Below are 21,568 nucleotides of genomic sequence, written 5' to 3' on the forward strand. Positions count from 1 at the left end.
GCTGGCTGCATACAGACGCCGCCGTATAATGCGAGCGATTCGCCACTTTCAATGGTTTACCACGGATGCGTTATGACTGATCAGCCCCCCATCGCAGTGCTTGGCGGCGGTAGCTTCGGCACTGCGATTGCAAATTTGCTGGCCGAGAATGGCCAGCACGTCCTGCACTGGATGCGCGACCCACAACAGGCCCAGGCGATTCGGCTGACCCGTGAAAATCCGCGTTACCTCAAAGGCATCAAAATTCACCCAGGCGTTGACCCGGTAACCGACCTGAGCGCGACCCTGAATGCCTGCCAGTTGATCTTTGTTGCCTTGCCCTCCAGTGCATTGCGCCAGGCGCTGCAGCCGGTGGCTGAGTTGCTGAGCGGCAAGTTGCTGGTGAGTACCACCAAGGGCATCGAGGCGCAGAGTTTTCTGCTGATGAGCCAGATTCTCGAAGACATCGCCCCACAGGCGCGCATCGGCGTGCTCTCCGGGCCGAACCTGGCGCGTGAGGTGGCCGAGCATGCGCTGACCGCTTCGGTAATCGCCAGCGAGGATGAAGACCTCTGCCAGCAAGTGCAGGCCGCGTTGCACGGGCGTACCTTCCGTGTGTACGCCAGTGGAGACCGTTTTGGTGTCGAACTGGGCGGGGCGCTGAAGAACGTCTACGCGATCATCGCTGGTATGGCGGCGGCCATGGGCATGGGTGAAAACACCAGAAGCATGCTGATTACCCGCGCCCTGGCGGAAATGACCCGTTTTGCGGTCAAGCTGGGCGCCAACCCCATGACCTTCCTCGGTCTGGCCGGGGTGGGCGATCTGATCGTCACCTGCTCCTCGGCGAAAAGCCGCAATTACCAGGTTGGTTTTGCCCTCGGCGAGGGGCTGAGTCTGGAGGATGCCGTGGCGCGTCTGGGCGAAGTGGCGGAAGGGGTGAACACGATCAAGGTGCTGAAGGCCAAAGCCGAGGAACTGCAGGTCTATATGCCCCTGGTGGCTGGCCTGCATGCCATTCTGTTTGAAGGGCGCACCCTGGATCAGGTGATCGGCGCGCTGATGCGTGGCGAGCCGAAAACCGATGTCGACTTTATCCCCACCAGCGGTTTCTGAGTTTTACCTTTCTAGACCCTATAAGGAGATGAACATGAGTGATGACAATCAGCAACTGCAGCGCGAATCGATTCTGCTGCGCATCCTCTGGATGGTGATCTTTACCATCGTCTGGCAACTGGCGGAAATCCTCCTGGGCGCCGTGGTGTTGCTGCAACTGGGTTACCGCTTGTTTTACGGCGCACCGAATGCCGGCCTGCTGGGCTTTGGTGACAGTCTGAGCCAGTACCTGGCGCAGATCGGCCGCTTTGGCACCTTTAATAGCGATGAAAAGCCCTGGCCGTTCGCCGACTGGCCAACCCCGCAAGCGCCGCAGGGTGAAACCCCGCACAGCATTCCGCCGGCGGCCCACCCGGTGCGTGACGAAGAGCCGAAGCTTTGACTGGTCTGCTGATGGGGGCCGGGCGGTGAAGCTGTGGCTCCTGCGCCACGGTGAAGCCGAACCGGTTGCACGCACTGATGCCTCGCGCAACTTGACGGTCTATGGCCAGCAGCAGGTGCGTGAGGCGGCTGTGCAGCTGCAGGGCCGGGCGTTGCGCGCGGTGTTGGTCAGCCCCTATGTAAGGGCGCAGCAGACGGCGGACCTGGTCTGCGAGGTGCTGGCATTTGCCGGTGTCCGGCAGACCGTGCCCTGGCTGACGCCGGAAAGTGATCTACGCCAAACGCTGCGGGAACTGGATGGCTATGCCTTCGACGAGCTGTTGCTGGTCACCCATCAGCCGTTGGTTGGTGCTTTGGCGGGCTTGCTGATCCATGGTCATCGTCAGCAGCCGTTGCCCATGAACACCGCCAGCCTAGCGTTGCTGGAAGGCGACGAGCTGGCCGCTGGGTTGATGGCGTTGGCTATCCATAAGCACCCAGCCCGTTCCTGACGCCTCACTACACACCGAAACATTTCTCCTCTTGCGGGCCGCCTTTGTGCGTGGAATAGTCAAACCAAGCAATTGCTTGGTTGGCTCCACAAAAACAACAAAGGAGGAAGCCCTGTGGCTGATGCAATCCGTTTGCCGCTTGAGGTGTTTTATGAGCGCGAGGCTCGGCACCCGAATAAACGCTACATGGTGCAGCCGCTGCCGGGCGGTCAGCTGCAGGAACTGAGCTGGGCTGACGTCGGCGAGCAGGCGCGCCGTGCGGCCAACTGGCTGCGTAGCCGCGAACTGCCGCAGGGCAGCCGCATTGCGATCATTTCCAAGAACTGCGCGCACTGGATCGTCACCGACCTGGCGATCTGGATGGCCGGGCACGTTTCGGTGCCGCTCTATCCCAATCTCACCGCCGAGTCTGTCGGTCAGGTGCTGCGCCACTCCGAGGCGGCGCTGGTGTTTGTCGGCAAACTGGACGATTGGCCGGCCATGGCTCCCGGTGTGCCGCAGGATGTGCCGACTATCGGCCTGCCACTGCGTCCGCAGGGCGAGTTCAGCTTTACCTGGGATGATTTGCAGGCCTGCACGCCGATTCAGGACAACCCCAAGGCGGCGGCCGATCAGCTCGCCACCATCATCTACACCTCCGGCACCACCGGCACGCCGAAAGGCGTGATGCATCACTTCAATAACTTCGGCTTTGCCGCCAGCCACGCCATCGAACTGTTTGGCGTCTGTGAGCAGGATCGGGTGCTGTCCTACCTGCCGTTGTGCCACGTGGCCGAGCGTATGTTTGTCGAGCTGGCGTCGATCTACGCCGGGCAGACGATCTTCTTTGCCGAAAGCCTGGACACCTTCCTTGAAGACCTCAAGCGCGCGCGGCCAACGGTGATGTTTGGCGTGCCGCGGATCTGGACCAAGTTCCAGATGGGCGTTTACAGCAAGATGCCGGCCGAGAAGCTGGACTTCCTGCTCAAGCTGCCAATCATCGGTCGCATCGTTGGCAAAAAGGTGCTGGTTGGCCTGGGCCTGGATGCCGTGCGTTACGCGCTGTCCGGTGCGGCGCCGGTGCCTGAAGCGCTGCTCAACTGGTACAAGCGCCTGGGCCTGGATGTGCTGGAGGTCTACGGCATGACCGAGAACTGCGGCTATTCGCATGTGTGCCGGCCGGGCAAGTTCAAGCAGGGCTGGATTGGGCAGAACAGCCCGGGCGTTGAGGTGCGCATCGCTGAGGATGGCGAGGTGCAAGTGCGCAGCGGCGCGACCATGCAGGGCTATTACAAAGACCCGGAAAAGACTGCAGAAACCATCACCCCCGATGGCTTCCTGCGCACTGGCGACAAGGGTGAACAGGATGCCGAGGGCAATCTGCGTCTGACCGGGCGGATCAAGGAGATTTTCAAAACCAGCAAAGGCAAATACGTCGCCCCGGCACCGATTGAAAACCGCCTGGGTGAGCACTCGCGCATTGAGCAGGTGTGTGTGGTCGGCGATGGTATGGCCCAGCCCATGGCCCTGTGTGTGCTGTCTGATGTTGGTCGCAGCGAAGCCCTCAACGGCGCGCGGAGCGAGCTGGAAAGCAGCCTGAAAAAGCTGCTGGAGGAGGTCAATCAACGTCTCGACAAGCATGAGCGTCTGCAACGCCTGGTGCTGGTCAAAGACGTGTGGGCGGTGGATAACGGCTTCCTCACACCTACGCTGAAGATCAAGCGCGCGGTGGTTGAGGGCGCCTATGGCGAACGCTTCGACGAGTGGACCGCTCGCAGCGAAGCGGTGCTTTGGCACGAGTGATCAGGCGTGTGGCCGGCATGCAGTGTGCCGGCCACGTTCTGGCTGAATCGACCCTAAAGGACTGACTATGGCCCTCTGGCAGCAAACCCCGAATCTCGAACAGCTCAACGCGTTTCTGAAAAACACCATCGGCGAGCAACTGGATATCCGCTTTGACGCCTTCGACGACGAGTCGCTGACCGCCAGCATGGTGGTCGATGCGCGCACTCATCAACCCTACGGCCTGCTGCATGGCGGCGCCTCGGTGGTACTGGCGGAAACCCTCGGCTCCACTGCCAGCCATCTGTGCATCGACAGCAGCAAGTTCTACTGCGTCGGCCTGGAAGTGAACGCCAACCACCTGCGCGGTTTGCGCAGCGGCCGGGTGACGGCTGTCGCGCGCGCCGTGCATCTGGGGCGCACCACCCACGTCTGGGATATCCGCCTGAGTGGCGAGGATGGCAGGGCCAGCTGTATTTCCCGGCTGACCATGGCCATTGTGCCGTTGGGTGAAAATGGCCCGGCTCAGCGTTAACTTCGCTCTAATGGCCCGCCACCACTCTGGCTGGCGGGCCTCCCATCAGCTTTGGCTATAGTGCCGTCATTCACTGGCCGTTTTGTCATTGCTGCATCGCTGGTGCTGCCGGACAATCATCGGCAACTTTCCAGATAAGCCCGCCGCCATGACCCAGTCCGTGTTCTTCGCCCATGCCAACGGCTTTCCCTCGGCCACCTACGGCAAGCTGTTTGCCGCGCTGGCGCCTGACTATTCGGTGCAGCACCTGGAGCAGCACGGCCATGACCCGCGTTTTCCGGTGAATGACAACTGGAGCAACCTCGTCGATGAGCTGATCCATCACCTCGAAGCCAACCAGCAACCGGTATGGGGTGTCGGTCATTCCCTGGGTGGTGTGCTGCATTACCACGCCGCCTTATTGCGCCCTGAGCTGTATATGGGCGTGGTGATGCTCGATTCGCCAGTGCTGACCCTGGCCGACAAGATGGTGATTCGCGCCGCCAAACGCTTTGGCTTTATCGACCGCATCACCCCGGCCGGGCGCACCCTGGGTCGGCGTGAGGAGTTTGTCGACCTGGCCGAGGCGCGCGGCTATTTCGCCGGTAAAGGCCTGTTCCGCCGCTTCGATCCCGAATGCCTGGATGCCTACGTGCAACACGGTCTGCAAGCGGCGGGCAATAACCTGCGCCTGCGTTTTGATCCAGCCACGGAAATCAGCATCTACCGCAGCGTGCCGCACACCAGCCCGGGGCGGCCGCAACAGCTGAAAGTGCCGCTGGCCATGGTTCGCGGCCGCCATAGCCGGGTGGTACTGCCGCACCACGCCCATCTGGTGCGGCGCGTGCCAAAAGGCGAATACCTGACGTTACCCGGCGGCCATATGTTTCCCCTGGAACGCCCGCAGGACACCGCTGAGCTGCTGAAAAAGCTGTTTCAGCGCTGGGCCGGACAACCTGCAAGCGAGCAAAGCGCATGAGCCTGAATTTCGAAGAAGTCCGTCTGCGTCTGCCGCATATCGAGCTGGCCGCTCACCTGTATGGCCCGGAAGATGGCGTGCCGGTGATTGCCCTGCATGGCTGGCTGGACAATGCCGCCAGCTTTTCCCGCCTGGCGCCACTGCTGCCGGGGCTGCGCATCGTCGCTCTGGATTTTGCCGGCCACGGCCATTCCGATCACCGCCCGCCAGGCGCCAGTTACGCCATCTGGGACTATGCCCACGATGTGCTGCAGGTCGCCGAGCAGTTCGGCTGGCAGCGTTTTTCCCTGCTCGGGCATTCCATGGGCGCGATTGTTTCGGTGCTGTTGGCGGCGGCCATGCCGGAGCGTATCGAGCGCCTAGCACTGATCGACGGACTGATTCCCTATACCGGTGAGCCGGACACGGCGCCGCAGAAACTCGGCGAAGCGCTCAAGGCGCAGCTGGCGCTGGCCGGCAAGAGCAAGCCGGTGTATGCCGAGTTTGCTCGCGCCGTGGAGGCGCGTATGCGTGGTGTCGGCGCAGTCAGTCGTGAGGCCGCAGAATTGCTCGCCCAACGCGGCCTAATGCCAGTACCCGGTGGCTACACCTGGCGTACCGACAGCCGCCTGACCCTGCCGTCGCCGCTGCGCTTGACTCACGCCCATGCGCTGGCGTTTGTGCGCAACCTGCAATGCCCGGCCAAACTGGTAATGGCGCAGCAGGGCATGCTGCTCGCGCAGCCGAGTATCACTCAGCTGGTCGAAGGCCTGGCCATCGAGGTGGCGCAACTGCCTGGCGGCCACCATCTGCACCTGGATGACGATGCGGGTGCGGGCTTGGTAGCAGACTGTTTCAAAGCTTTCCTGGGCGCGCCTTGACTTGCTAAAGGCAACTGGGGAAAGGTGTGGGCGATACCCACGGAGATTCGCATGATCGACCTGTATACCGCCGCTACCCCTAACGGCCATAAAGCGTCCATCGCACTGGAAGAGTTGCAACTGCCGTACTGCGTGCAGGCTTTGAGTTTCGACAAGCAGGAGCAGAAGGCTGCGGCCTTTCTCAAGATCAATCCCAATGGCCGCATTCCGGCGATTGTCGACCGCGACAATGATGATTTCGCGGTGTTCGAGTCCGGCGCCATTCTGCTGTATCTCGCCGAGAAAACCGGTCAGCTGCTGCCCAGCGACGCCAAGGGTCGCTCGCGGGTAATCCAGTGGCTGATGTTCCAGATGGGCGGGGTCGGCCCTATGCAGGGCCAGGCCAATGTGTTCTTCCGCTACTTTCCGGAAAAACTGCAGGGCCCCATCGACCGTTACCAGCACGAAACCCGTCGTCTTTATGAAGTGCTCGACACGCGCCTCGGCGAGTCGCAGTACCTGGCTGATGACTACAGCATCGCCGATATCGCCACCTACCCGTGGGTGCGCATCCATGACTGGGCCGGCGTCTCGGTTGATGGCCTTGAGCATCTGCAGCGCTGGATGGCTGAGCTGGCTGAACGCCCTGCGGTGCAGCGCGGTTTGCTGGTGCCGCTGCGCGAGGAAGACAGCGAGAAAATTGTTAAAGCTGCCCAAGGAATGTTGATCAAATGAGCCGCCTTAATCGTTACTGCCTCGCTCTGAGCCTGCTGCTGGCCAGCTCCGTTGTCTGGGCCGACGTGGTCGGCAGCCAGGACCTCGACGTGCTGCCGCGCTTTGCCGGGAGCAAGATTGTCAGCTTCAAGGATGTTGCCGAGCAGGAGCGCATCTACCCGCAAGGGACGATTCGGCGCATCAGCGGCACCCTGCGTTATGAGCGCGAAGTAGCAGCTCAGGGCCGTGTCACTGCGGTGACCTACGAGTTGCCGCGTACTCATTCGGCCAATGAGGTATTCGCCAGCGCCCGTGAAACCCTGCAAGCCGAGGATGCCGAATTGCTCTACTGGTGTGTGGGCCGCGAGTGCGGCTCAAGCAGCCTGTGGGCCAACGCGGTGTTCGACAACGCCACCCTGACCGGCTCGGATGACCAGCAGACTTACGCGCTGCTGCGCCTGGCCGAGCCGCGCCAGGACAGCCTGCTGGCGCTGTACAGCATCACCCGTGGTAACAGGCGCGCTTACCTGCATGCCGAGTTGCTGACGGCCAATGCAGCCTTGGGTGAACTGTTGCCGACCCCCGCCACCCTGCAGCGCCAGTTGAAAAGCACCGGTGAACTGCGCCTGGCCAAGCAGGTCGAACCCAGCGCTGCTTGGGTTGAGCTGCTGGCGCGTAGCCTCAAGCTCGACAGCACCTTGCGTGTCACCATCAGTGGCGCACAAGCCGAAGCCTGGCGCGATGCGCTGGTAGAGCAACGCGTACGCGCAAGCCGTCTGGAGCTGGGTGACGCAGATGTGAGCGGCGTACAACTCAACGTGCTGCGCTAAGACGCCACTGTCGGTACTCTTGTCGTTATTAATTGATCCGGCTCTGTCCCTCGTGGCAGAGCCTTTTTGCGTTGTGCAGGGAGCTGGTTGAATGGCCAATAACGATCGTTTGCTGGTGCAGATACTGCTGCTGGTCTTGCTGGGTGCCAGCCTGTGGGTGCTGGCACCGTTCTGGTCGGCGCTGTTCTGGGCTGCGGTGTTGTCGTTTGCCAGCTGGCCGGTGATGCGCGTGCTGACGCGCCTGCTCGGCGGCCGTCAGGCGTTGGCCGCAGGTCTGCTGACCCTGACTTGGACCGTTGTAGTGGCGGTGCCGTTGGTGATGCTCGGCTTCAACCTGGCGGATCACATCAAGGATGTCACCGCGCTGCTCAAGGATTTCCAGGTCGACGGGCTGCCGCCGGCACCCACCTGGCTGGCCGGCGTACCGCTGGTGGGCGAGCGCCTGGTGGGCTTCTGGATGACCATCGACCAGCAGGGTGCAGCGTTTTTCGCCACCGTGCGGCCGTACCTGGGGCAGGTCGGCAACTGGCTGTTGGCGCGCAGTGCGCAGATCGGTGGCGGCATGCTGGAACTGGCATTGAGCCTGATTCTGGTGTTCTTTTTCTACCGCGATGGGCCGCGTCTGGCAGCGTTTGCCGAAAGCCTGTTGCAGCGTTTGATCGGTGATCGCGCCGAGCATTATCTGGAACTGGTTGCCGGCACTGTGCAGCGGGTGGTCAACGGGGTGATCGGTACTGCCGCAGCGCAGGCGATCCTGGCCTGGATCGGTTTCACCATCGCCGGTGTGCCGGGTGCGCTGGTACTGGGGATGCTGACCTTCGGCTTTAGCCTGATCATGGTTCCGCCGCTGATCTGGGGCCCAGCTGTGGCCTGGCTGTTCTGGCAGGGCGAAGTCGGCATGGGCGTGTTTCTGCTGATTTGGGGCTTCCTGGTGATCAGCGGCGTCGACAACATCCTCAAGCCGTACCTGATCAGCCGTGGCGGTAATCTGCCATTAATCGTGGTGCTGCTCGGGGTGTTCGGCGGCATCCTGGCGTTCGGCTTTATGGGCTTGTTCCTCGGCCCAACCTTGCTGGCCGTGGCCTACAGCCTGCTCAGTGACTGGGTCGGCAGTGCGGCCCCAAGCATTGTGGTGAGCAGCACTGAGCCGGTAGATAAGCCGCAGCGCTGAGTTCTTGATGCCACCGTGCTGCTGTTCGAGCCGATTGGCATTCTCGGCAAATTTCCCCGGCGGCGTCTTGGTCGCCTGTGGCCGCAGTGGTAGCCTTGCTGCGCTTCGCGGCACCTATCGGCTGCCGCAGCCAGGCGTTGGTCGCAAGCCCAACGCCGCGCCTTAGGCCGCAAGCATGCCCAGCATTTGCAGGCGGCAGCAGGGAAGACCCCACACACGTAACGGACACGCAGGATTAACCATGAAGAAAATTGCAGGCAGCGCCCTTGGCGCAGTTGTCGTTCTCGGCGCATTGAGCACCGCAGGCGCCTGGTATACCGGTCAGCAGCTTCCAGCGGTGCTGGAAACCTCGATTCAGCAAGCCAACCAGGATATGGGCAAAACCCTGCCGGCCCTGGGCCTCAGCGCCACCATCGAACTGGTTTCCCTGGAACGCCAGCTGTTCAGCAGTAACGCGCGCTACCGCATTCAGTTTGCTGGCAGCCTGGATGGCGAATCGCCGAGCAACTTCGAGTGGTTTGTCACTGACCGCATCGAACACGGGCCTTTCCCGCTTTCGCGGCTGCAAACCCTCAAGCTGCTGCCCGTTATGGCCACCAGCAACTATGCGCTGGAGCGCAGCCCGGAGCTGGAGAAGTGGTTCGCCGGCAGCCAGGGCGGTGCGCCGCTGCAGGGCCAGGTCAGCCTCGGTTATGACCGTTCGCTGAGCGGCAACCTGCGTGTGCAACCGCTGCAAGTGGCGCTGGATGAGCAGACCAACATCGATTTCAGCGGCCTGGAGATCGACTTCGACAGCAGCGCCAATGTCGAGAAAATCAGCGCCAGCGGCGTGATGGACAGCTTCAAACTCACCTCAACCCTGTCTACCGATGAAAGCATGCGCCTTGAGTTCAAGGGCATGGACCTCACCAGCAACACCCGCAAGGGCATCAGCGATTTCTACTTGGGGCAGAACGAGGTGCGTCTGCAGCAGATCGAGCTGCAGATTGGCGAGAGCGCGCCAATCCTGTTCAAGGATTTCGTCCAGCGCGATGAAACCAGCGAAGCCAACCAGCAGCTGTCGGCGCGTTACAGCTATGACGTCGGCATGATCAGCTACCAGGGCAACGACATAGGTTCCTCGCAGATGCTCTGGACCGTGAAGAACCTCGACGCGGCGGCTCTGCAGTCGATGATCGAGCTGTACGGCACGCTGCTGCAGAGCGGCAAGGTCGACAGTGAAAGCGGTATGCCGGAACTGACTGACGAGCAGACTGCGCTGTTCAAGACCGATCTGGAAAAACTGCTGGCCGGCAAACCGGGCATGGCCCTGGAAAAACTGGCGTTCAAGACCGCCAACGGCGAGAGCAGCTTCAGCTTTGGCTTGGACCTGAACAAGCCGGCGTCCTTCGACCTGCCGGCGCCTGAACTGGCCAAGCAGTTGATCGCTCAGTTGGATGCCAAACTGCTGGTGTCCAAGGCGATGATTACTGATGTGATTGGCGTGCAGGCCACCCTGGCCGGGGAAACCGACAAGGAAGCGATTGCTCAGCAGGCTGCGATGGTGGGTGAAATGGCCAGCGGTATGGCGGTGGCCAGCGAGCTGGCCGTGCTGCAGGGCGAGGACATCAGCTCCAGCCTGCATTACGCCAACGATCAAGTGACCTTCAACGGCAAGCAGATGACTGTGGACCAGTTCGTGGCGCTGGCCATGAGCAGCGGCGGCGGTCTGGCTGGCATGGGCCATGAAGCCCCGGCCGATGAAGCGCTGCTGGACGAAAGCGAGGTTGAAAGCACCATTCAGTAAAGCCTTCAGCGCTACGCCACCGGCGTAGCCTGCGCGGTAAATACGGCCCGACGACCTGTAAAGCAGGGCGCCTGGCCGTATTTTTTTGCCCGTGGCCCGCGATCTTTACGCTTTCTTTATGCCGGGCGGCATCGCCCGCACTCGTTCCTTTACGCCCTGGTTGCCGACAATTTGCCCCAAGCGGTAGCCACCGTAACAAGGAGCAAACACATGAGCATTCTCGACGGGGTGTCCCTAGGCCTGGCCTTGGGACTTTTCATCTATTTGTTGGTTGCGCTGCTGCGCGCTGATCAGGCGTAGGGGCGCATATGCACAGTTACGATTTCACTTTGATCCTGGCGTTCTTCGTCCTGGTTCTGCTGCCGGCGCCCTTTATCGGGCGTTACCTGTACCGCGTGATGGAAGGCGAAAAAACCTGGCTCAGCCCCGTGCTGCAGCCGGTCGAGCGGCTGTGCTACCGGATCGCCGGTGTCGATAGCAACCGCGAGCAGGACTGGAAAACCTACAGCCTGGCGTTGCTGGCCTTCACCCTGATCAGCCTGCTGACGCTGTTCGCCATCCTGATGCTGCAAGGCAGTTTGCCGCTCAACCCGCAGCAATTGCCGGGGTTGGAGTGGACGCTGGCGTTCAACACCGCCGTGAGTTTCGTCACCAATACCAACTGGCAAGCGTATAGCGGCGAAGCGCAGATGAGCTATTTCAGCCAGATGGTTGGCCTGGGCGTGCAGAACTTCGTCAGCCCGGCAGTCGGTCTGGCCGTGCTGGTGGTGTTCTGCCGGGGTATCGCGCGGCGTTCGAGCAATAGCGTCGGCAACTTCTGGGTCGATCTGACCCGCGCCACACTCTACGGTCTGCTGCCGTTCTGCCTGGTTCTGGCGCTGTTTCTGGTGTGGCAGGGCGTGCCACAAACCTTCCTTGAATACGTCACTGCGCACACCATCGGCGGCACCGATCAGGTTGTGCCACTTGGGCCGGCAGCCAGCCAGATTGCCATCAAGCAACTGGGCACCAACGGCGGCGGTTTCTTCGGCGTCAACTCGGCGCATCCGTTCGAGAACCCCACGGCCTGGAGCAACCTGTTCGAAGTGGCCTCGATAATCCTGATTCCCGCTGCGCTGCTGTTCACCTTTGGCCATTACGTCAAAGACCTGCGCCAGAGCCGCGCGCTGTTGGCCTGCATGCTGATTTTGTTCAGTGTCGGTTTGGGCGGCACTCTGTATGCCGAGCATCAGCCGAACCCTGCGTTGGCCGCATTGCCGATTGAGCAGAGCGGTTCGCTGGAAGGCAAGGAAAGCCGCTTCGGCACCACGGCCTCGGCACTGTGGGCGGTGACCACCACGGCCGCTTCCAACGGTTCGGTGAACGCCATGCACGACAGCTTCAGCGCGCTGGGTGGGATGATCCCGATGTTCAACATGATGCTTGGCGAAGTGATCTTCGGCGGTGTCGGTGCTGGCCTCTACGGCATGCTGCTGTTTGTGCTGATCGCGGTATTTCTCGCCGGCCTGATGATCGGCCGCACCCCGGAATACCTCGGCAAGAAGCTTGAAGCCCGCGAAGTACGCCTGCTGGTGGCCACCTTGCTGGTAATGCCGATTGGCGTGCTGGTATTTGGCGCCCTGGCGGCCAGCCTGCCGGGCCCGGCGGCCTCGGTCACCAACCCAGGCGCCCACGGCTTTAGCCAGATTCTTTATGCCTACACCTCGGGTACCGCCAACAACGGCTCGGCCTTTGGCGGCTTTGGCGCCAACACGCCGTACCACAACCTGATGATTGGTCTGGCCATGTTGCTCGGTCGTTTCGGCTACATCCTGCCGATTCTGGCGATTGCCGGCAGCCTGGCGGCGAAGAAACGCGCGCCGGTTGGCAGCAACAGCTTCCCGACCCACGGCCCGCTGTTTGTCACCTTGCTGACCTTGACCATTCTGCTGGTCGGCGGCCTGACCTTCCTGCCGGCACTGGCCCTCGGCCCGATTGCCGAGCACATGACTCTGTTTCAGGGCTTCTAAGGGAGAACCATGATGAACGCCCGTACCGAACCGGCGCTGAACAGCGCCCAGCAACACCCGAAAACCTCCCTCGCTGCATTGTGGAAACCGGCGCTGCGCCAGGCTTTCGTCAAGCTTGATCCACGTCAGCTGCTGCGCTCACCGGTGATGCTGGTGGTCGAGCTGACGGCCGTGGTGACCACCGTGCTGTGCTTTATCCCCAACCCTCAGGTCTCCACCGGCCTGGCCGTGCAGATCGCTCTGTGGCTGTGGTTTACCGTGCTGTTTGCCAACTTCGCCGAAGCGCTTGCCGAAGGTCGTGGCAAGGCCCGTGCAGACAGTCTCAAGGCCGGTAGCCAGGGTCTGAATGCGCGGCGCAAGAATGGTCAGCAGTTCGAGACCGTGGCGGCCAGCAGCCTGCGCCGGGGCGATATCGTGCGCGTCGAGGCCGGCGAACTGATCCCTGGTGACGGCGAAGTCGTCGAAGGCATCGCCGCAGTCAACGAAGCGGCGATTACCGGTGAGTCTGCGCCGGTGATCCGTGAGTCCGGTGGCGACCGTTCGGCCGTTACCGGCAACACCCGGGTGGTCTCCGACTGGTTGCTGGTGAAGATCACCGCCAATCCAGGCGAGTCGACCCTGGACCGGATGATCGCCCTGGTTGAAGGTGCCAAGCGGCAGAAGACGCCTAACGAAGTGGCGCTGGATATTCTGCTGATCGGCCTGACCCTGATCTTCCTGCTGGTGGTGGCGACGCTGCAGCCGTTCGCTCGTTTTGCCGACGGCGACCTGCCGCTGGTGTACCTGGTGGCGCTGCTGGTGACGCTGATTCCGACCACCATCGGCGGCTTGCTTTCGGCCATCGGTATCGCCGGCATGGACCGCCTGGTGCGTCTGAATGTGATCGCCAAGTCCGGCCGCGCTGTGGAAGCGGCGGGGGACGTGCACGTACTGTTGCTCGACAAGACGGGCACCATCACCTTCGGTAACCGCCGTTGCAGCGCGCTGTACAAGGCGCCAGGGGTATCCGGCAAGCAACTCAGCGACGCAGCATTGCTGGCTTCGCTGGCGGATGACACCGCAGAAGGCAAGTCGATTGTCGAATACCTGCGTGCGCTGAACACCATGGTTGAGCCTGAGCGCAGTGCGATCAAATCGATTGCCTTCAGTGCCGAGACGCGCCTGTCCGGCGCCGACTACAACGGCCACAGCTACCGCAAGGGTGCAGTGGATGCGGTGCTACTTTATCTGGGCATCCAGCGCAGCGACGTACCGTCGGTATTGGCCCGCGAAATCGAAAAGATCGCCCAGAGCGGCGGCACACCCTTGCTGGTAGCCGGTGACGGTCAGTTGCTCGGCGCCATTCACCTCAAGGATGTGGTGAAACCGGGTATTCGCGAACGTTTTGCCGAACTGCGTGCCATGGGCATCCGCACCGTGATGGTGACCGGCGACAACCCGCTGACCGCCGCCGCCATCGCCGCCGAAGCGGGCGTCGATGATGTGATTGCTGAAGCCACCCCGGAGAAGAAGCTGCAGCGCATCCGCAGTGAGCAGGCCGAAGGCAAGATGGTCGCCATGTGCGGCGACGGTGCCAACGACGCCCCGGCCCTGGCCCAGGCCGATGTGGGCCTGGCGATGAACGATGGCACTCAGGCGGCGCGTGAGGCGGCGAATCTGGTCGACTTGGACAGTGATCCGACCAAGCTGCTCGACGTGGTGCAGGTAGGCAAGGAGCTGCTGGTGACCCGCGGCGCGCTGACCACCTTCTCGGTGGCCAACGATGTGGCCAAGTACTTCGCCATCCTCCCGGCGCTGTTCGCCGGCATCTACCCGCAGCTCGGCGCGCTCAACCTGATGCAGCTGCACAGCCCGCAGAGCGCCATTCTCTCGGCCATTGTGTTCAACGCGCTGATCATCGTCGCGCTGATTCCACTGGCCCTGCGCGGGGTGCGTGTACAAGCCGCCGATGCCGCCAGCCTGCTGCGCCGCAACCTGCTGATCTACGGCCTGGGCGGCCTGATGGCGCCCTTTGTCGGGATCAAGCTGATTGATCTGCTGTTGGTGGCCGTCGGCCTCGTTTAAGCAATCGTAGGGTGGATGGACACTCCGTGGAAAACCGCGCAGCGCTTTCCACCCTACAAACTGGAGAATCATTATGTTTAAGCAAATCCGCCCAGCCATTAGCGTGCTGGCGTTTATGACCCTGGTCACCGGCGTGGTCTATCCGCTGACTGTTACCGGCGTGGCGCAACTGGCGTTCCCGGCGCAGGCCAATGGCAGCCTGTTGCACAATCAACAAGGCGAAGTGCTAGGCAGTGCGTTGTTGGCGCAACCCTTCGAGGGCGCGCAGTGGTTTCAGCCACGCCTTTCAGCCGGTGGTTACGCCACCGTAGCCAGTGGCGCGAGCAACCTGGCACCGAGCAACCCGGCGTTGGCCGAGCGGATCGCTGCAGATGCGCAGCGCTTGCAGGCTGAAGGCCAGGGCGCAGTCCCCATGCAACTGGTGACCACCTCCGGCAGCGGTCTCGACCCGCATCTGTCGCCCGAGGCTGCCCGTTATCAGGTAACGCGTATTGCCACGGCGCGGGGCATTCCTGCGGCCAGCCTGGAACGACTGATCGAACAGCATGTGGAAAAGCCACTGGTTGGCCCGGCAGTGGTCAATGTGCTGGCGCTTAACCTGGCGCTGGCCGACAATTCGCCTCCCGCCAAAGCTGAGTAACCTGCATGAGTGATGCTGTACGCGCCGATGCCCTGCTCGATGAAATGCCGCGAGAAGGGCGTGGCCGGCTAAAGGTCTTTCTCGGTGCCGCCCCTGGCGTGGGCAAGACCTACGCCATGTTGCAGGCGGCGCAGGCGCAATTGCGCCAGGGCGTCGACCTGCGCGTGGGCGTGGTGGAAACCCATGGCCGCGCGGAAACCGAGGCCATGCTTAGCGGCTTGCCGCAACAACCGCAGCAGCGTCTGGAATACCGTGGCGTGGCGCTGAGCGAGATGGACCTCGACGGCATTCTGGCCAAGCCGCCAAAGCTGCTGTTGGTCGATGAGCTGGCGCACAGCAATGCCCCTGGCAGTCGCCACAGCAAACGCTGGCAGGATGTGCAGGAGCTGCTGGATGCCGGCATCGACGTCTACACCACGGTCAACGTGCAGCATCTCGAAGCGCTGAATGATCAGGTGCGCGACATTACGGGCGTGCAAGTGCGTGAAACCCTGCCGGACTGGGTGTTGCAGGAAGCCGACGAGATTCTGCTGATCGACCTGCCGCCACGCGAGCTGCTGGAGCGCCTGCGTGAGGGCAAGGTGTATGTGCCGGAACAGGCGCGCGCCGCTATCGATGCATTTTTCAGCCAGACCAACCTCACCGCACTACGCGAACTGGCGATGCAGACTGCTGCGGCGCGGGTCGATGCGGATCTCAGCCGACGCTACCGCCAGCAAGGTCAGCAAGCGCCTGCACTGCGCGGCCGCCTGCTGGTCGGCATCGACGGCGATGCTCAGGCCGAACGGCTGGTGCGACATGCCTGCCGGGTGGCCGAGCGCCGTCATCTGCCCTGGTCGGTGGTCTATGTGGACACCGGCGGTGAGCGCGATGAAACCCGTTTGAGCTACCTGCAAGGCGCGCAGCAGCTGGCCGAACGTCTGGGCGGTGAGGTGGTCAGCCTGCGCGGCAGCGAGGTGGCGAAAACCCTGATCGAGCATGCCCGCGAGCGACGCGCCAGCCTGATACTGGTCGGCCGCAGCCGACAACGTCTGCGGCGTATCTGGCACCTTGGCCGGGGCCTGGCGGAGCGCTTGTTGCAGCGCGGGCAGGGCCTGGAAATCAGCGTGCTGGATACCGAGGCAAGCCATACCCCGGCCCTGTCGCGGCGGCGCCAGCCTGTAGTCTGGCGTGACTACCTGCTGGCCTTGCTGGCGACGCTGCTGGCCTCTGCCGTGGCGCTGGGTTTATCCCGCGTGCTGGAACTGCCGAATATCTCGCTGATCCTGCTGGCGGCGGTCCTGGTCGTTGCCGTGCGTAGCAGTTTGGGTCCGGCCATGGCATGCGCCGGGCTGTCGTTTCTGGCGTACAACTTTCTGTTTATCCCACCGACCCTGACCCTGACCATCGACCGCCAGGAAGATGTGCTGACCCTGTTGTTCTTTCTGCTGATGGCTGGGCTGACCGGCAATCTGGCCAGCCGCCAGCGCCAGCAATTGCAGGCGCTGCGTGAGACCCAACGAGAAACCAGCGCTTTGCTGGAACTGTCGCGCAAGCTGACGGCGGCCACCGACCGCCAGGCGGTTCTGGCAGCGGCCATGCAGCAGCTGGGTCTGTGGCAGGACGTCGAGGTCAGCTTGCTGTCGCGTAGCCCGGATGCGCTGTGGAAGGTGGAGGCGGGGGCGCAGCGCCTGCTCACCGATCTGGAGCGGGCGGCGGCGGACTGGTCCTGGCAGCACGATCAGCCCGCCGGACTGGGCACCGGTACCTTGCCGGACGGGCGCTGGTGGTGGTTGCCGTTGTCGGGTGAAGAGGGGCCGTTGCTGCTGCTCGGGATCAGCCCCAAGGACGGCAGGGCCTTACCTGCCGAGCGACGGCGCCTGCTCACGGCGCTGGGCCAGCCCTTGGCCCAGGCGCTGGAACGCGCGCAGCTGGCGGAGGATCTGGAAGCCGCGCGTTTGCACGGGCAGACCGAGGAACTGCGCAGCGCGCTGCTGGCCTCGGTCTCCCATGACCTGCGCACGCCGCTGACCGCCATGCGCGGCTCAATCGACAGCCTGCTGGCCCTGGGTGAGCAGATTCCCCTGGCGGATCGCCGTGAGTTGTTGGAAGGCACCCGCGATGAGGCCGAGCGCCTCGACCGCTATATCCAGAACCTGTTGGACATGACCCGCTTGGGTCACGGCGGGTTGAAACTGGCGCGTGACTGGGTGGCCCCGGCGGATATTGTCGCCAGTGCGACCCAGCGTCTGCGCCCGGTACTGTCCGCCTTGCAGCTGGAGATACAGGTGCCGCAACAGCTGCCGCTGCTCTATGTGCATGCCGCGTTGATCGAACAGGCGCTGGTCAATGTGCTGGAGAATGCGGCGCGTTTTTCCCCGCCCAAGGGGTGTTTGCGCGTGGCCATCGAAGCGGATGCCGAAGAACTGCGCTTTAGTGTCAGTGACCAGGGGCCGGGTATTCCCGAGCATGAGCGCACGAAGATTTTCGATATGTTTTATACCGCCGCCCGGGGTGATCGCGGTGGCCAGGGCACTGGTCTGGGCCTGGCGATCTGCCAGGGCATGCTCGGCGCCCATGGCGGCCGGGTGACCGTGGGCGAAGGGCTGGGTGGCCTGGGCGCGAGCCTGACCCTGCACCTGCCGTTGCACACCCAGCCGCAGATGGAAGAAGAACAGTGATGGATAGCCGATGAGCCAAAACCCCGCGACCATTCTGGTCATCGACGACGAAGCGCAGATTCGCAAGTTTCTGCGCATTAGCCTTACGGCTCAGGGCTACAAGGTGCTGGAAGGCGCTACGGGGCAGGAAGGCCTGGCCCAAGCCGCGCTGGGCAAGCCGGACCTGGTGGTGCTCGACCTCGGCCTGCCGGATATGGACGGCCAACAGGTGCTGCGCGAGCTGCGCGCCTGGTCGCAGGTGCCGGTATTGGTGCTGTCAGTGCGCGCCAGCGAGGGCGAAAAGGTCCTGGCGCTGGATGGCGGCGCCAATGACTACGTGACCAAACCCTTTGGCATTCAGGAATTCCTCGCCCGAGTGCGCGTTTTGCTGCGCCTGGCCGGCGGTGTGGAGCAAGCCAGCGCGGCGGTCAGCAGCGGCCCGCTGCAGGTGGATTTCGCCTACCGCCGGGTCAGCCTCGATGGCGTCGAGGTCAGCCTGACGCGCAAGGAGTACGCGGTGCTGGCGCAACTGGCGCGGCATATCGGTCGGGTGGTGACCCAGCAACAACTGCTCAAAGACATCTGGGGCCCAACCCACGGCGAGGACAGCCACTATCTGCGCGTGGTGGTCGGCCACTTACGGCAGAAACTCGGCGACGAGCCCACCGCGCCGCGTTTTATCGTCACCGAGGCCGGGGTTGGCTATCGCTTGCGCGATTCCGCCTAGGCTCTAGCGGTCGCCGCGCTCGTACTTATCGAGGGTATCGCTGGCAATCTGCCGGCCCAGCATGATCAGCTCCGGCGCCTTGTAGAACTCGAAGAAACGACATACCCGCTTGGGCACGTTGATCAGGATGTCCGGCGGGTAGCCGGCGATCTTGTACTGGGCCAAGGATGTTTGCATCACCTCAAAGCTCTGGTTGATCAGCTCCAGCAGTGAGGCGGGGCCGCTGAGGTCGGCGACTCGCGAGCCGCTGGCGGATTTCGGCGCGGCGGGTTTGTCCAGGCTGCCGCGAGCGTTCTGCTGCCAGGGATTGATGGCTTCAGGCTGGACTGCATGGCTCTGGTCTTCCAGCAGAAGCAGTTCGTCGTCTTCCCCAGGTTTGCGTTTGAACGAGGGCAGGCGCGAGCCGAGTGAACTCATCAGCAGGTCGAAACGGCCCTTGAGCGCTGGCGCGCGTTCGATAATCGGTAGCTCGTAGTGTTGCTGATGGGCCGAGTTGAGGTTGACCGCGACGATTAAATCGCAGTGCGCGGACACCACCGGGACGATGGGCAATGGGTTAAGCAGGCCGCCATCGACCAGCATGCGCTTGCCTTGCACCACTGGGGTAAACAGGCTGGGTATCGCAGCTGAGGCGCGCATGGCCTGGTGCAGGCAGCCTTCCTGGAACCAGATTTCCTGCTGGTTGGTCAGGTCGGTGGCTACTGCGGTAAAGGGGATGGGCAGCTCTTCGATATTGATCTCGCCGACTATTTCGCGAATCTTGCCGAAGACCTTTTCACCGCGAATCGCCCCTAAGCGAAAGCTCACATCAAGCAGGCGCAGCACGTCCAGATAATCCAGGCTCTGCGTCCATTCACGGTATTCATTGAGTTTGCCGGCGGCGTAGATGCCGCCGACCACTGCCCCCATGGAGCAGCCGGCAATGCAGGCGATTTCATAACCGCGGGCTTCCAACTCTTCAATCACGCCGATGTGCGCATAACCGCGCGCACCACCGGAGCCCAGTACCAGGGCAATGCGCTTACTCATCCTGACGTCCCCCATCACTATTTATCTCGCGAACATACGCGCCGTGCCGCGCGCCGCCAAGGCGCGATTTGCTAGTATCCAGCGCATTCGAGTTTACCCGCTGTGGCTGGCTAGAGCGGTTTCAGCAGTGTCGGCACTTTTCTCTGTTCTACGCGTCTTACTGGCTGTATTGATGCATCGCGAACATTGACGGCGATGCGTTGTGCTGCCGAGTCAATCGTCTGTCTATTTGCAGGAGTTACCTGATGAAACTGTGGATCGTGTTGCCCATGCTGCTGTTGGTGCTAAGCGGTTGTGCGGGGAAAACGGCTTATCGCAACAGCTGCGCCAATCAGCTGGACGCCGCCTGGCGCGAGCTGGACCTGGCCAAGGCTGAGGGCTTTGCCGGTACGGTGAGTTACTCCAAGGCGTTGTCGCTGCTGACGGCGGCGAAAACCCAGCAGCAGTTCGAGGGTTACAAGGGCTGTACGGCGAAGTCCGAGCGTGCCCGTTTCTATATCCGTGAGTCGCGAGCAGGCCGCTGATGCAACTGGATTTCAGCGCACTCGAACCGCTCGAACGCTACCGCTGGCTGGCGTCGACCATCACCCCACGACCGATTGCCTGGGTCTCCAGCCAATCGGCCGAGGGTGTTAACAACCTGGCGCCGTTCAGCTTCTTTCAGGTGATCAGCGATGACCCGCCGACCCTGATGGTCAACGTCAATCACCGCGCCGATGGTGGCCTCAAGGACACCCTACTGAATGTGCAAGCCAGCGGCGAGCTGGTGATTCAGCTGGTGTCCTTTGCCCAGGCCGAGGCGATGAATGCCAGCGCGGCGGTGCTGCCCTACGGCATCAGCGAGTTCGAGCAGTGCGGCATCGCCAGCCAGCCTTCGCAGCGAGTCGCACCGCCTCGGGTGGCCGGTGCGGCGGTCGCCTTTGAGTGCCGGGTGGCGCAGATTCAGGCCTACCCGGCAGACAAGCCCAATTGCCATCTGATCTTCGCCGAAGTGCTGTTGGCGCATATCGACGATGCGGTGCTCAATGAGCAGGGCCGTATCGATGCGCACACGCTCGATCTGGTTGGGCGTCTGGGCGGCATGGCCTATAGCCGTACCCGCGATACCTTCGAAATGCGCCGCCCTGGCTGATGCGCGTGGCTGCCTGCGGCCACGCCTAGGCGCACGAATCGACGCAAAAGCGACCTCCGTTTAGCTATTAGCACCATGCACCAGCCTGCTGGCTTGTCGCCAGCACGGCTGTGCTCCTATGTTGCCAATCTTGAATGCAGACAGCGCAGGGCTGTCTTGTGGTCATTCGGGCAGGGGGAGCTATGTGGACTGTGGTGCAGCGGCGGGTCGCCAGTTTGAGCACGGCGAGCAAACTGGCCTCGGGCTTTGGCATTGTTCTGGCGCTCACCGCGCTGGTGGCGGCCACTGGGTTTCTGGCGTTGCGCGATGTCAGTGCGCGTTCGACGCTGCTCGAACGCATGAGCGCGATCAATAGCCAGGTCATGCAGATCCGCCGTAGCGAGCAGGATTTCGTCCTCAGCAGCGATAAGCAACACGCCACCCGGCTGCACGAACAGGCGCAGCAGATTCTCGACGCCAGTGCTGCGTTGCAGGCCCAATTACCGCAAGCCGAGCGCGCCGGGCTGGAGCAGGTGGCCGAGGCCATGACGGCCTATCGCGCGGCCTTCGATCGCTATGTCGAGCAGAGCGACAATATGCACCTGTCGTTGGAAGCCGCCACCTGGCTGGTGGTGAGCGCGTCCAACAGCCTGGATTTGCTCAAGGATGGCTTGGCCGAAGATGGTGTCGATCTGCTCAAGAGCAGTCAGGGCCTGCAGGGCGCCGAGTCCGTGCTGCAGGCCGGGCAGATCAGTCAGGTGCATCAGTTGTTGCTGCGCGCGTTGGAT

At 62.6% G+C, this 21,568-nt stretch carries 20 protein-coding genes; 19 read left to right on the top strand and 1 reads right to left on the bottom strand.

Features of this window, described 5'->3' with window-relative positions; all coding sequences use genetic code 11:
- Positions 1 to 72: 72 nt before the first annotated feature.
- The 17 genes from Q8O69_RS14205 to Q8O69_RS14285 all read left to right on the top strand — a co-directional run bounded on the left by Q8O69_RS14205 (position 73) and on the right by Q8O69_RS14285 (position 18,640).
- Positions 73 to 1,095, top strand: a complete 1,023-nt coding sequence (locus tag Q8O69_RS14205; RefSeq protein WP_305592954.1) for an NAD(P)H-dependent glycerol-3-phosphate dehydrogenase — start codon at positions 73 to 75, stop codon at positions 1,093 to 1,095.
- 34 nt (positions 1,096 to 1,129) lie between these two features.
- Entirely contained in the window at positions 1,130 to 1,477 is a 348-nt protein-coding gene (locus Q8O69_RS14210; protein ID WP_275962814.1) for a DUF4389 domain-containing protein, read from the top strand.
- Positions 1,478 to 1,502: 25 nt separating this feature from the next.
- Positions 1,503 to 1,967 carry a phosphohistidine phosphatase SixA gene (gene sixA / locus Q8O69_RS14215; RefSeq protein WP_305592955.1) on the top strand — a complete coding sequence of 155 codons (465 nt, stop codon included), beginning with the start codon at positions 1,503 to 1,505 and terminating at the stop codon, positions 1,965 to 1,967.
- Between the two features lie 114 nt (positions 1,968 to 2,081).
- Positions 2,082 to 3,749 carry an AMP-binding protein gene (locus Q8O69_RS14220; protein ID WP_305592956.1) on the top strand — a complete coding sequence of 556 codons (1,668 nt, stop codon included), beginning with the start codon at positions 2,082 to 2,084 and terminating at the stop codon, positions 3,747 to 3,749.
- 67 nt (positions 3,750 to 3,816) lie between these two features.
- On the top strand, positions 3,817 to 4,263 hold the full coding sequence (locus Q8O69_RS14225; RefSeq protein WP_305592957.1) for a hotdog fold thioesterase: 447 nt from the start codon (positions 3,817 to 3,819) through the stop codon (positions 4,261 to 4,263).
- 148 nt (positions 4,264 to 4,411) lie between these two features.
- Positions 4,412 to 5,221, top strand: a complete 810-nt coding sequence (locus Q8O69_RS14230) for an alpha/beta fold hydrolase (protein ID WP_305592958.1) — start codon at positions 4,412 to 4,414, stop codon at positions 5,219 to 5,221.
- Entirely contained in the window at positions 5,218 to 6,081 is an 864-nt protein-coding gene (locus Q8O69_RS14235; RefSeq protein WP_305592959.1) for an alpha/beta fold hydrolase, read from the top strand. The genes Q8O69_RS14230 and Q8O69_RS14235 overlap by 4 nt, the downstream gene beginning before the upstream one ends.
- 51 nt (positions 6,082 to 6,132) lie before the next feature.
- Positions 6,133 to 6,795: a glutathione S-transferase family protein gene (locus Q8O69_RS14240; protein ID WP_305592960.1), complete on the top strand. Its 663-nt coding sequence runs from the start codon at positions 6,133 to 6,135 to the stop codon at positions 6,793 to 6,795.
- Positions 6,792 to 7,604, top strand: a complete 813-nt coding sequence (locus tag Q8O69_RS14245; RefSeq protein WP_305592961.1) for a DUF4892 domain-containing protein — start codon at positions 6,792 to 6,794, stop codon at positions 7,602 to 7,604. Before Q8O69_RS14240 ends, Q8O69_RS14245 begins: the two co-directional genes overlap by 4 nt.
- Before the next feature lie 91 nt (positions 7,605 to 7,695).
- Positions 7,696 to 8,775 (top strand): AI-2E family transporter, encoded by a 1,080-nt coding sequence (locus Q8O69_RS14250; RefSeq protein WP_305592962.1) that lies wholly within the window; start codon positions 7,696 to 7,698, stop codon positions 8,773 to 8,775.
- A gap of 241 nt (positions 8,776 to 9,016) precedes the next feature.
- Positions 9,017 to 10,561, top strand: a complete 1,545-nt coding sequence (locus Q8O69_RS14255) for a YdgA family protein (RefSeq protein WP_305592963.1) — start codon at positions 9,017 to 9,019, stop codon at positions 10,559 to 10,561.
- Between the two features lie 210 nt (positions 10,562 to 10,771).
- A complete protein-coding gene (gene kdpF / locus Q8O69_RS14260) occupies positions 10,772 to 10,861 on the top strand; it encodes a K(+)-transporting ATPase subunit F (RefSeq protein WP_090253391.1) in 90 nt (29 codons plus the stop codon).
- An 8-nt stretch (positions 10,862 to 10,869) separates the two neighbouring features.
- Positions 10,870 to 12,570 carry a potassium-transporting ATPase subunit KdpA gene (gene kdpA / locus Q8O69_RS14265; protein ID WP_282876086.1) on the top strand — a complete coding sequence of 567 codons (1,701 nt, stop codon included), beginning with the start codon at positions 10,870 to 10,872 and terminating at the stop codon, positions 12,568 to 12,570.
- A gap of 12 nt (positions 12,571 to 12,582) precedes the next feature.
- On the top strand, positions 12,583 to 14,634 hold the full coding sequence (gene kdpB / locus Q8O69_RS14270) for a potassium-transporting ATPase subunit KdpB (protein ID WP_305592964.1): 2,052 nt from the start codon (positions 12,583 to 12,585) through the stop codon (positions 14,632 to 14,634).
- A gap of 73 nt (positions 14,635 to 14,707) precedes the next feature.
- Positions 14,708 to 15,274, top strand: coding sequence for a potassium-transporting ATPase subunit KdpC (kdpC, locus tag Q8O69_RS14275; protein ID WP_305592965.1), 567 nt, complete (start codon positions 14,708 to 14,710; stop codon positions 15,272 to 15,274).
- Positions 15,275 to 15,279: 5 nt separating this feature from the next.
- On the top strand, positions 15,280 to 17,934 hold the full coding sequence (locus Q8O69_RS14280; RefSeq protein WP_305592966.1) for a sensor histidine kinase KdpD: 2,655 nt from the start codon (positions 15,280 to 15,282) through the stop codon (positions 17,932 to 17,934).
- Between the two features lie 10 nt (positions 17,935 to 17,944).
- Positions 17,945 to 18,640 carry a response regulator gene (locus tag Q8O69_RS14285; protein WP_305592967.1) on the top strand — a complete coding sequence of 232 codons (696 nt, stop codon included), beginning with the start codon at positions 17,945 to 17,947 and terminating at the stop codon, positions 18,638 to 18,640.
- A gap of 3 nt (positions 18,641 to 18,643) precedes the next feature.
- Here Q8O69_RS14285 and Q8O69_RS14290 read toward each other — a convergent pair whose 3' ends face one another.
- Entirely contained in the window at positions 18,644 to 19,669 is a 1,026-nt protein-coding gene (locus Q8O69_RS14290) for a patatin-like phospholipase family protein (RefSeq protein WP_305592968.1), read from the bottom strand.
- A 245-nt stretch (positions 19,670 to 19,914) separates the two neighbouring features.
- Between Q8O69_RS14290 and Q8O69_RS14295 the strand changes: the two genes are divergently transcribed.
- Together Q8O69_RS14295 and Q8O69_RS14300 are read left to right on the top strand one after the other, a co-directional pair.
- Positions 19,915 to 20,193 (top strand): hypothetical protein, encoded by a 279-nt coding sequence (locus tag Q8O69_RS14295; protein WP_090386246.1) that lies wholly within the window; start codon positions 19,915 to 19,917, stop codon positions 20,191 to 20,193.
- Positions 20,193 to 20,801, top strand: coding sequence for a flavin reductase family protein (locus Q8O69_RS14300; protein ID WP_305592969.1), 609 nt, complete (start codon positions 20,193 to 20,195; stop codon positions 20,799 to 20,801). Before Q8O69_RS14295 ends, Q8O69_RS14300 begins: the two co-directional genes overlap by 1 nt.
- Positions 20,802 to 21,568 lie beyond the last annotated feature (767 nt).

Source organism: Pseudomonas sp. (genome assembly GCF_030690725.1).
Classification (GTDB): domain Bacteria; phylum Pseudomonadota; class Gammaproteobacteria; order Pseudomonadales; family Pseudomonadaceae; genus Aquipseudomonas.

Excerpts from the sequence above, each read along its gene's own strand:
- Q8O69_RS14205 (WP_305592954.1), top strand. The coding sequence starts at position 73 with ATGACTGATCAGCCCCCCATCGCAGTGCTTGGCGGCGGTAGCTTCGGC.
- Q8O69_RS14210 (WP_275962814.1), top strand. The coding sequence starts at position 1,130 with ATGAGTGATGACAATCAGCAACTGCAGCGCGAATCGATTCTGCTGCGC.
- Q8O69_RS14225 (WP_305592957.1), top strand. The coding sequence starts at position 3,817 with ATGGCCCTCTGGCAGCAAACCCCGAATCTCGAACAGCTCAACGCGTTT.
- Q8O69_RS14230 (WP_305592958.1), top strand. The coding sequence starts at position 4,412 with ATGACCCAGTCCGTGTTCTTCGCCCATGCCAACGGCTTTCCCTCGGCC.
- Q8O69_RS14235 (WP_305592959.1), top strand. The coding sequence starts at position 5,218 with ATGAGCCTGAATTTCGAAGAAGTCCGTCTGCGTCTGCCGCATATCGAG.
- Q8O69_RS14240 (WP_305592960.1), top strand. The coding sequence starts at position 6,133 with ATGATCGACCTGTATACCGCCGCTACCCCTAACGGCCATAAAGCGTCC.
- Q8O69_RS14245 (WP_305592961.1), top strand. The coding sequence starts at position 6,792 with ATGAGCCGCCTTAATCGTTACTGCCTCGCTCTGAGCCTGCTGCTGGCC.
- Q8O69_RS14250 (WP_305592962.1), top strand. The coding sequence starts at position 7,696 with ATGGCCAATAACGATCGTTTGCTGGTGCAGATACTGCTGCTGGTCTTG.
- Q8O69_RS14255 (WP_305592963.1), top strand. The coding sequence starts at position 9,017 with ATGAAGAAAATTGCAGGCAGCGCCCTTGGCGCAGTTGTCGTTCTCGGC.
- kdpF (WP_090253391.1), top strand. The coding sequence starts at position 10,772 with ATGAGCATTCTCGACGGGGTGTCCCTAGGCCTGGCCTTGGGACTTTTC.
- kdpA (WP_282876086.1), top strand. The coding sequence starts at position 10,870 with ATGCACAGTTACGATTTCACTTTGATCCTGGCGTTCTTCGTCCTGGTT.
- kdpB (WP_305592964.1), top strand. The coding sequence starts at position 12,583 with ATGAACGCCCGTACCGAACCGGCGCTGAACAGCGCCCAGCAACACCCG.
- kdpC (WP_305592965.1), top strand. The coding sequence starts at position 14,708 with ATGTTTAAGCAAATCCGCCCAGCCATTAGCGTGCTGGCGTTTATGACC.
- Q8O69_RS14280 (WP_305592966.1), top strand. The coding sequence starts at position 15,280 with ATGAGTGATGCTGTACGCGCCGATGCCCTGCTCGATGAAATGCCGCGA.
- Q8O69_RS14285 (WP_305592967.1), top strand. The coding sequence starts at position 17,945 with ATGAGCCAAAACCCCGCGACCATTCTGGTCATCGACGACGAAGCGCAG.
- Q8O69_RS14290 (WP_305592968.1), bottom strand. The coding sequence starts at position 19,669 with ATGAGTAAGCGCATTGCCCTGGTACTGGGCTCCGGTGGTGCGCGCGGT.
- Q8O69_RS14295 (WP_090386246.1), top strand. The coding sequence starts at position 19,915 with ATGAAACTGTGGATCGTGTTGCCCATGCTGCTGTTGGTGCTAAGCGGT.
- Q8O69_RS14300 (WP_305592969.1), top strand. The coding sequence starts at position 20,193 with ATGCAACTGGATTTCAGCGCACTCGAACCGCTCGAACGCTACCGCTGG.